This window comes from Cellulomonas citrea (assembly GCF_009829685.1).
GTDB lineage: Bacteria > Actinomycetota > Actinomycetes > Actinomycetales > Cellulomonadaceae > Cellulomonas > Cellulomonas citrea.
Genome location: NZ_VWSD01000127.1, coordinates 1 through 8696 on the forward strand (window position 1 = coordinate 1; position 8696 = coordinate 8696).

Sequence of the window (8696 nt, forward strand, 5' to 3'; positions counted from 1 at the left end):
CGCCGTGCGGGTCGGCGAGCTCGAGGTGGTCGGCGTCGAACGCGGTGCCGGTCGCGACCACGCGGCAGAACGCCGCGGCCCGGTCGAGCGCCACGTCGAGGTCACGCGTGTACAGACCGGTGAGCACGTCGTCGACGAGCCGCACGACGTCGTCGGCCCCGGGCGGCGAGGCCACCCCGGCGACCGCGTCGTGCACGGGTGCGGCGGCCATCCCCTGCCGGTACCGGTCGGCGACGAGCTCGGGGTCGGAGCGCACCCAGGTGCGCAGCGCGTACAGCCGCCACAGCGCACCGGGCAGCGAACCCGCGGGGCTGGCCGACCACAGCGCGGCCACGGTGGACAGCCCCTCGTCCTCGACGAGCGCGAGCAGCCGGTCCAGCACCGCCGGGTCCTGCGAGGTGCGGCCACGGTGCACGAGCAGCTGGGCGGTGGTGTGCGCGAGCTCGACGAGGTGCGCCGGGTCGCCCTCGCCCGGCAGCTGGTCGGCTGCCGCAGGGTCGAGCGACGCGGGTCGCCGCGGTCTGCCGAGCCCGCCACCGGTCGTGTTCACGGCACGATCATCCCCTGCGAGGGCACCGGTGCTCCAGACGGGGCGGCCGGCGGCCCAGGAGGGCGGCCGGCGGCGCACGAGGCCGGACGGCGCCGTCCGGCGGGCAGGACCCGTCGGGCGCGGTGCGCTCAGGACGGCAGCGGCCGCATCGGCGGCAGCCACGTCGTCGCGCGGCGGGACACCTTGGCGACCACCGCGAGCTCGGCGGTCGACAGGACCGGGGGCAGCGCGTGCAGCACACCCGGCAGGTCGCGGCGCGGCACCACGAGGGGGGCTCCCGGACGGACCCGGGAGGTCGGGTCGAGCCGGCCGACCCCGACCACGGCGCGCACCCGCACCTGGATGCTGCCGGCGTCGCGCAGCAGCCGTTGCACCCGACGGGCCTGCAGGGCGGCGTCGCGCAGCACGCTCGTGGGCTCGCCGTCGACCAGCAGCGTGCCGCCGTCCTGCCGCACGACCTGCTCGGTGCGGCCGTGCTCGGTGATGGTGAACGCGCCGGGCGGGCCGATGGCCACGTGCTGGCAGGTGGAGCCCTGCAACCCGATCCGCACGTCGTGCAGCACCGTCCAGCCCGTGTCACCCAACCGGTCCAGCCGGGCGCGGGTGGTCCACTCCCGCCGGGTCCGTGGTGGGGTCGTGCTGCCGACCTCGCCGAGCCACGCGGCGAGCAGCTCCTCGTCGGCCGGGCTCAGCCCCTCCGGGCCGCCGCGCTGACGGGGCACCGCGAGCTCGGGCACATCGGCCCGCAGGTACTCCTGCGCGGCGCGGCGCACGGCGTGCTCGTCGGCGGCGTCCTCGACCACCACCTGGCCGCTCACCAGGTCGACGGAGCCCATCGGCTCCCCCGTGGGCGCGACGACGTACAACCGGTCGGCGCCGTAGCGCCGCCATCGCCGAACGGTGAGGACTGCCTGCACACCCACGCTATCGGCCGTTTCCCGGCCGGGCTGGAGCATCCGGGGTCATGAGTTGTGGACCGCCCCCTGCGCCGGGCACCTCAGGCGCCGGCCGGCTGGGCGACCCAGTCCAGCCACGCCGCGACGCCGTCACCCGTCCGGGCCGACAGCTCGATGACGGTGGCGTGCGGGTTGACGGCCGCCAGGTTCGCCCGGAACAGGTCCATGTCGAAGTCGAGGTAGGGCGCCAGGTCCATCTTGTTGACCACGACGGCGCCGACCGAGCGGAACATCACCGGGTACTTGAGCGGCTTGTCCTCGCCCTCGGTGATCGAGTACACCATCGCCTTGCGGTGCTCGCCGACCTCGAACTCGGCCGGGCAGACGAGGTTGCCGACGTTCTCGATGAGCAGCAGGTCGAGGGTCTGCAGGTCCAGCCCGCGCAGCGCCCGCGCGACCATGGGGGCGTCCAGGTGGCACTCGCCGCCGAACCCGTTGCCGGTGTTGAGCAGCGAGATCTGCGCGCCGAGCCCGCTCAGCCGCTCGGCGTCCAGCGGGGTCTCGATGTCGCCCTCGACGACCCCGACGCGCACGCTGCCCTGCAGCGCCGCGAGCGTGCGCGCCAGCAGCGTGGTCTTGCCGGAGCCGGGCGAGCTCATGAGGTTGATCGCCTGCACCCCGGCGGCGTCCAGCGCGGCGCGGTTGGCGGCGGCCAGCCGGTCGTTCTCGGCGTAGATGTCCTCGAGGATCTCGATCCGCTCGCGGCCGGTGACGTAGCCCGAGTGGTCGCCGATCAGCTCGGCGAGCTCGGCCGGGTCACGGTCGGCGGCGTGCGCGTCGTGCTCGTGCACGTGGTCGTGGTCGCCGTGCGCGTGGTCGTGCTCGTCGTGGGTGTGCTCGTGCGCACCCTCGTCGTGCTCGTGGGAGTGGACCGTGCCGTCGTCATGACGGTGAAAGCGCCCCATCGGGGAGTCCTCTCTGTGCGTCGTCGCCGGCAGGCCGCGCATGGTCGGCCGGGTCCTCGTCGTGGACGTCGACAGCGGTGAGGACGAACTCCTCGCCGCTGCTCAGGTGGGTGCGGGCCGAGCCGCAGGCCGGGCAGCTGAACCCCAGCGCCGGCCCGAGACGTGTCTGGAGAAGGCAGTCGTCGCAGCTGAGCACGGCCGGCACGTGGTCGAGGGAGAGCGTCGAGCCGTCCAGCGGGGTGCCGCGCACGACGAAGGTCCACGCGTACTCGAGCGCCTCGGGGACCACCTGCCGCAGCTCGCCCACCCGCAGGTGCACGGTCTCGACCGGCCGCCCGCCGGTCGCGCGCGTGACGGCGGCAGCCAGCTGGCGGCACAGCGACACCTCGTGCACCCGGACCGGTCCTTCCGTCGAACGCGTCGTCGCGCGGCCTGCCGGCCGACAGGCCTCGACGGTCGCCCAGTGTTCCACACGCCGGTCGTCCGGCCGAGGCCGCGAACGGCCCGCAGCCTGCCCCGGCCGATCCCGCTCCCCTAGGACGAAGGTCCTGCTCACTAGCCGGATCTCGCCCTCCAAACTTGGCCCGAAGGTCCCGGCTTCGTCGCTAGGCTGCGCGACGACGTGGGTCTAAGCACCTGTGACGCAGCGACGCGGAACCGGTCCCGGCGGCGCCGGAGAGCCAGAGGAGGGTCTCTACTGATGTCCTACGAGCCGAACGGGTGGCAGGAGCCGACTCTCGGGGAGAACCTCGCACGAGCCGGGATCAAGCGCCGGGACTTCCTCAAGTTCTGCGGCGGTCTGGCCGCGGTCTTCGCCCTGGGCAACCAGGCCACCGGGACCGCCCACGCCGCCCCCGTGACCGCCGAGCAGATCGCGGACAAGCTGAGCGCCCTCACCAAGCCCAACGTCGTGTGGCTGCAGCTGCAGGAGTGCACCGGCTGCATGGAGAGCACGCTGCGCTCGGGCGGCACGACGGTCGAGGAGATCGTCCTCAACCTGCTGTCCGTCAACTACAACGAGCTCGTGATGGCCGCCTCCGGCGACGCGGCCAACAAGGCGCTCGACGACACGAACGCCGAACCGCACATCCTCGTGGTCAACGGCTCCATCCCGCTGGGTGCCGGCGGCGCCTACTGCACCATCGGCGGCAAGTCGGCCGAGCAGGTGCTGCGCGAGTCCGCCGAGAAGGCCACCGCGATCCTGGCGGTCGGCGCCTGCGCCGTCTGGGGCTCGGTGCAGGCCTCCAAGCCCAACCCGACCGGTGCGGTCGGCGTGGACGAGATCATCACGGACCGGCCGGTCATCAACGTCTCCGGCTGCCCGCCGATCGGCGAGGTCATCACCGCGACCGTCGCCTACGTGCTCACGCACGGCGATCTGCCCAAGACCGACGCCGAGGGCCGCCCGCTGTTCGCCTACGACCAGCGCATCCACGACTCCTGCCCGCGCCGGGCGCACTTCGACGCCGGCCAGTTCGTGCGGACCTTCGACGACGAGGGCGCCCGCAACGGCTGGTGCCTGTACGAGATGGGCTGCAAGGGCCCGAGCACCTTCAGCGCGTGCCCGGTCATCCAGTGGAACCTGCACACGAGCTGGCCGATCGGCGCGGGCCACCCGTGCATCGGCTGCACCGAGAAGCAGTTCTTCGACCGGTTCACGCCCTTCTACCAGACGCTGCCGGACGTCACCGGCTTCGGCATCGAGGCCACTGCGCAGGAGGTCGGCTGGGGTCTGGTCGGGGCGACCGTGGCCGCCGTCGGGGTGCACGCCGGCGTCACCGCGGCACGCCGCGCCTCGGCCACGAGGACGAAGGTCGACCCCCCGCTGCGTGCCTTCGGCGACTCGACCGTGTGGCTGCCGACGCCGACCAGCCGGCGCCCCGCGCACGTCGACGACGCCCCCGCACCGAAGACCACCGACGAGCCCGGAAAGGCGGAGTAGCTCATGTCCGAGCGCGTCGTCATCGACCCCCTCACCCGTATCGAGGGCCACCTGCGCATCGAGCTGGAGACCGACGGGTCCGCCATCTCCAAGGCGTGGAGCGAGACCACCCAGTTCCGCGGCATCGAGACCATCGTGCAGGGCCGCGACCCGCGGGACGCCTGGGCGTTCGTCCAGCGCATCTGCGGCGTGTGCACCTCGGTGCACGCGATCGCCTCGATCAACGCGGTCGAGAACGCGATCGGGTCGAACCCGCCGGAGCAGGCCCGGCTCATCCGCGACATGGTGCTGGCCTCGCAGGCGGTGCAGGACCACGTCATCCACTTCTACCACCTGCACGCGATGGACTGGGTGAACGTCCCCTCGGCCGCCACCGCCGACCCGCAGGCCGCGGTGGACTTCGCGAAGAAGATCGGCTCCACCTGGAAGGGCAACACCCTCGAGCGGATGACGGCGGTGCGCGACACCGTCAAGGGCATCCTCGACTCGGGCCAGCTCACCATCTTCACCGGCGGCTACTGGGACCACCCGGACTACCGCCTGCCCCCCGAGGCCAACCTCATGGCGGTGGCGCACTACCTGGACGCGCTGGAGTTCCAGCGCTCGATGATCCGCATCGGCACGGTGTTCGGCGGCAAGAACCCGCACCCGAACTTCCTGGTCGGCGGCATGGCCTGCACGATCGACCCGGACAAGTCCGAGTCGATCAACCAGGTGCAGGTCGACCAGATCGCCGACTGGATCGCCGAGACCACCGAGTTCGTGCACGCGTGCTACCTGCCGGACGCGCTGGCCATCCTCGGGGTCTACCCGGACTACTTCGAGATCGGTGCCGCGCAGCCCAACTACCTGGCCGTGGGCATGTCGGGCGCCACCTTCGCCGGTGCACCGTCGGCGTCCCGGCTGACCACGCCGTTCACGCAGGTCAAGCCCGGGGTGATCCTCGACGGAGACCTGAGCACGGTGCACGACTTCGACCCGTCGAAGATCGCCGAGTACGTGAGCTCGGCCTGGTACACCTACCCCGACGGCGAGGTCGCGCTCGCCCCCGACAAGGGCGTGACCGACCCTGCCTACACCGGGCCGACGCCGCCGTTCACCTGGCTGGCCGGCGCCGACGACGGCAAGTACACCTGGTGCAAGGCGCCCCGCTACGACGGGCACGCCATGCAGGTCGGCCCGCTGGCCCGCGTGCTGCTCGCCTACGCCCAGGGCCACGCGCGGACCAAGGAGCTCGTCGACGGCGCCGCCACGCGCTACGGCATCAGCCTCGACAAGCTCAACTCGACCGCCGGCCGCACCCTGGCCCGCGCGGTGGAGTGCGTGACCTCGGCGGAGATGCTCGCCGACTCGACGTTCCCGACCTTCGTCGCCAACCTCAAGAAGGGCGACATCGACGTCTTCGACTCCTCCCGCTGGGAGCCGTCGAGCTGGCCTGCGGAGGCCTCCGGCTTCTCGTTCGTCGAGGTCGCCCGCGGCAACCTCAGCCACTGGGTGACGATCAAGGACGGCAAGGTCGACAAGTACCAGGCCGTGGTCCCCACCACGTGGCTGGCCGGGGGTCGGGACGACACCGGGGCGCAGGGCCCGTACGAGGAGTCGCTCGCAGGCAACGGCAAGCACCCGCTGGTCAACCCGGCGCAGCCGCTGGAGCCGCTGCGCACCATCCACTCCTTCGACCCCTGCATGTCGTGCGCCGTGCACGTGCTCGACGTGGAGGGCACCGAGCTCGGGATCGCGACGTCATGACCACCGCCGAGCAGGCACCCGGTCCGGCGGCCGACCCTGGCGACGCCTCCCGGCTCGAGGTCGGGGACGTGGTGAGCGTGGGCGGTCTCAGCCACCGCCGCGTGCTCGCCCTGGCCGCCGCCGCCGCACCCGGCAGCGACGACCCGGTGGACCAGCTCATGATCGCGGCGCTGCGCGAGGACCACCCCACGATCCCGGTGCCGACGGTGGACCCGGCCGATGTGGACCCGGCCCGCGCGGACCGTCGGTACTCCCTCGTCCGGGTGCGCCAGCTGCAGGTCACCGGCGGCTCGACGCGCGACATCGTCGTGATGCGCGGCGACCTCGACGCCGTCATGGGTGCCTCGCGCGCCAGCCGGGAGAACCGCAGCCTGCTGCGCAAGAACGCGCGGCACGGCCTCGAGCACGGCTGGCGGGCGCTCGTCATCGCCGCGGCCCCGGTCGCGGAGGACGGCACCGTCGGCGACTTCGTGCTGCAGGGCTTCGTCAAGCTGCGCCACTTCTCCGGCGAGGAGCACGACGCCACCAGCGAGGACAGCTACACCCGGGTCGACGTGTGGTCCGCCTCGCTGCGCGCGCAGCACTGGCTCAACGTGAGCCTCATCGTCGTCCTCAGCCTCACCGGCTACTACATCATGGACCCGTTCTTCGGGCCGACCCCCGGGTCGGCGGGACGCACCGGCTACCTCATGGGCTACGTGCGCTTCATCCACTTCGTCGCCGGGTTCGCCTGGCTGCTCGTCGGCGCCACCCGGATCGTGTCGGCCTTCACCTCGCCTGACCGGTACCTGCGCTGGCCGACGCTGTGGCCGCTCAAGTCGAAGAAGGACGTGCGCAACCTGGGTCGCGTGGTCAAGCACTACGTGTTCCTGCGCGACGAGGGCCCGCTGTACGTGGCCCACAACCCGCTCCAGCAGCTCGCCTACAGCTCGATCTACGTGGTCGGGGTCCTGCAGATGCTCGTCGGGCTCTCGCTCTACGCGCTGTACAAGCAGTCCAGCCCGTTCTGGCAGGTCGTGGCCACACCCGTGCAGTGGATCGGGATCGGGCCGATGCGGCTGGTGCACACCATGCTCATGTTCGCCCTGTGGTCGTTCGCCATCGGGCACATCTACCTCGCGGTGCGCGCCGACTCCCTCGACCGGCACGGCGGTGTGTCGTCGATGATCAACGGCGGCGTGTGGCTGCGGCGGGGCTCCAAGCCCGTCGACAGCCCCAAGGTCGGATGAGCGGCGCCGGCACGGTGCCGGACGCCCCCGTGCTCACCGTGCTGGGCGTCGGCAACACGATCATGGCCGACGACGGCGCGGGCCTCGAGCTGCTCACGCGGCTCAGCCAGGCACGCCCGGACGTCCGGGTGGAGTACGTCGACGGCTGGACCGGCGGGATGGAGCTGGTCCCGGTCGTGCAGGACGCCGGACGACTGCTCATCCTCGACGCGGTCGCCGGGGCGGTCCCGGGCACCGTCGTGCACCTCACGGGTGACCAGATCCCCCGGATGCTCGCCACCAAGCTCTCACCGCACCAGGTCGGTCTGCTCGACGTGCTCACCGCCGCCCGGATGCTGGGCCGTGAGCCGGACCAGGTCGAGGTCGTCGGGATCGTGCCCGAGCTGGTGGACCTGCGGGTGGGGCTCAGCGACTCGGTCGCCACGGCCCTGCCGGCGGCCGTCGAGGCAGCCGTCGAGGTCGTCGACCGCTGGTTGGCCGAGCTGACCGCGGCAGGACCGACCGCGGGCGGGTCGGCACGTCAGCCGTGACCGGGGGTCTCCAGATCGGCGTAGGCCACGGCGAACTCCCGCCCTCGGACCAGCGTGCCCGACGGGGTGCCGCAGGCCGGGCACACGAGGGCGTAGAACTCGTCGACCGGCTGGTCGCACCCGCAGCCGGGGCACCAGACGGCCGCCTGCACCTGCTCGATCTCCAGCCGCGCGCCGTCCACCACGGTGCCGGCCGTGGCGATCGGCCAGGCGCCGTCCAGGGCCTGCGGCTCCGCGCCGCTGAGGGTGCCGACGCGCAGCCCCACCGCCTCGACGCCCGTGGCGCCGGCGGTGGTCGCAGCCCGCTCGACGGCCGTGACCACCGAGCGCAGGAGTCCGAGCTCGTGCACCGGACCATCGTGGCATGTCCGGCGCGAGGGAGGATGTCCGCATGACCCGGCGCCTCATGCTCGACGAGATCGTGGACGCCGCGGGCGCCCGGGTCGTCGTGGAACGGGACGGGCAGGGCCGCGCGCTCGCCGCCCGGTTCGACCTCGCCGGGCTGCCGCGGGTCGACCCGCTGCTGGTCGGGCGCCCGGTGACCGGGGTGCCCTCGCTCGTCGAGAAGCTGTGCGGCATCTGCCCGGCCGCCCACCACCTCGCCGGGGTGCAGGCGCTCGAGGCGCTGGCCGGGGTGGGCACGCTGCCGGCCACGGCCACCACGGTGCGCCGGTTGCTGCACCACGGCTCGGCGGTGGAGACGCACGCCGTGCGGATGCTCACCACCGACCCCGCCGACGCGGTGCTGCTGCGCCGGTTCGGCCGTGCCGCGCTCGCCGCCGCCGGCTCCCCGGGCCACTTCCCTGTGACCGCCGTCCCGGGTGGCGTGGCCGGC

Annotated in this window: 10 protein-coding genes; 5 read left to right on the forward strand and 5 right to left on the reverse strand. The window is 72.9% G+C overall.

The window, feature by feature from the left end; all coding sequences use genetic code 11:
- The 4 genes from F2B26_RS12515 to F2B26_RS12530 all read right to left on the reverse strand — a co-directional run.
- On the reverse strand, positions 1–550 hold a 550-nt coding region (locus F2B26_RS12515), incomplete at its 3' end, for a hypothetical protein (protein ID WP_159809864.1).
- Positions 551–678: 128 nt separating this feature from the next.
- Positions 679–1467: a nuclease-related domain-containing protein gene (locus F2B26_RS12520; protein WP_159809866.1), complete on the reverse strand. Its 789-nt coding sequence runs from the start codon at positions 1465–1467 to the stop codon at positions 679–681.
- 80 nt (positions 1468–1547) lie between these two features.
- Positions 1548–2411 carry a hydrogenase nickel incorporation protein HypB gene (gene hypB, locus F2B26_RS12525; protein WP_159809868.1) on the reverse strand — a complete coding sequence of 288 codons (864 nt, stop codon included), beginning with the start codon at positions 2409–2411 and terminating at the stop codon, positions 1548–1550.
- Positions 2389–2805 carry a hydrogenase maturation nickel metallochaperone HypA gene (locus tag F2B26_RS12530; RefSeq protein ID WP_201292725.1) on the reverse strand — a complete coding sequence of 139 codons (417 nt, stop codon included), beginning with the start codon at positions 2803–2805 and terminating at the stop codon, positions 2389–2391. Before F2B26_RS12530 ends, hypB begins: the two co-directional genes overlap by 23 nt.
- A 306-nt stretch (positions 2806–3111) precedes the next feature.
- On the opposite strand from F2B26_RS12530, the gene F2B26_RS12535 reads away from it, so the two are divergent.
- From F2B26_RS12535 to F2B26_RS12550, 4 genes are read left to right on the forward strand one after another with little or no spacing between them, the layout of a single operon-like run.
- Entirely contained in the window at positions 3112–4353 is a 1242-nt protein-coding gene (locus F2B26_RS12535) for a hydrogenase small subunit (RefSeq protein ID WP_159809872.1), read from the forward strand.
- Between the two features lie 3 nt (positions 4354–4356).
- The gene (locus tag F2B26_RS12540) at positions 4357–6102 is read left to right on the forward strand and encodes a nickel-dependent hydrogenase large subunit (protein WP_159809874.1); all 1746 of its coding nucleotides are present in this window, start codon (positions 4357–4359) and stop codon (positions 6100–6102) included.
- Positions 6099–7331: a Ni/Fe-hydrogenase, b-type cytochrome subunit gene (gene cybH, locus F2B26_RS12545; protein WP_159809876.1), complete on the forward strand. Its 1233-nt coding sequence runs from the start codon at positions 6099–6101 to the stop codon at positions 7329–7331. The genes F2B26_RS12540 and cybH overlap by 4 nt, the downstream gene beginning before the upstream one ends.
- Positions 7328–7861, forward strand: coding sequence for a hydrogenase maturation protease (locus tag F2B26_RS12550; RefSeq protein WP_201292726.1), 534 nt, complete (start codon positions 7328–7330; stop codon positions 7859–7861). Before cybH ends, F2B26_RS12550 begins: the two co-directional genes overlap by 4 nt.
- Here the strand turns inward: F2B26_RS12550 and F2B26_RS12555 are convergent.
- The gene (locus F2B26_RS12555) at positions 7852–8211 is read right to left on the reverse strand and encodes a hydrogenase maturation nickel metallochaperone HypA/HybF (protein ID WP_159809878.1); all 360 of its coding nucleotides are present in this window, start codon (positions 8209–8211) and stop codon (positions 7852–7854) included. The two genes, F2B26_RS12550 and F2B26_RS12555, sit on opposite strands and share 10 nt — an antisense overlap.
- A gap of 41 nt (positions 8212–8252) precedes the next feature.
- On the opposite strand from F2B26_RS12555, the gene F2B26_RS12560 reads away from it, so the two are divergent.
- Positions 8253–8696, forward strand: a 444-nt coding sequence (locus F2B26_RS12560) for a nickel-dependent hydrogenase large subunit (protein WP_201292727.1), incomplete at its 3' end; no start/stop codon positions are given.

What these genes read in the sequence shown, in the direction of transcription:
- hypB (WP_159809868.1), bottom strand. Translation starts at nt 2,411, where the DNA reads ATGGGGCGCTTTCACCGTCATGACGACGGCACGGTCCACTCCCACGAG.
- F2B26_RS12535 (WP_159809872.1), top strand. Translation starts at nt 3,112, where the DNA reads ATGTCCTACGAGCCGAACGGGTGGCAGGAGCCGACTCTCGGGGAGAAC.
- F2B26_RS12540 (WP_159809874.1), top strand. Translation starts at nt 4,357, where the DNA reads ATGTCCGAGCGCGTCGTCATCGACCCCCTCACCCGTATCGAGGGCCAC.
- cybH (WP_159809876.1), top strand. Translation starts at nt 6,099, where the DNA reads ATGACCACCGCCGAGCAGGCACCCGGTCCGGCGGCCGACCCTGGCGAC.
- F2B26_RS12550 (WP_201292726.1), top strand. Translation starts at nt 7,328, where the DNA reads ATGAGCGGCGCCGGCACGGTGCCGGACGCCCCCGTGCTCACCGTGCTG.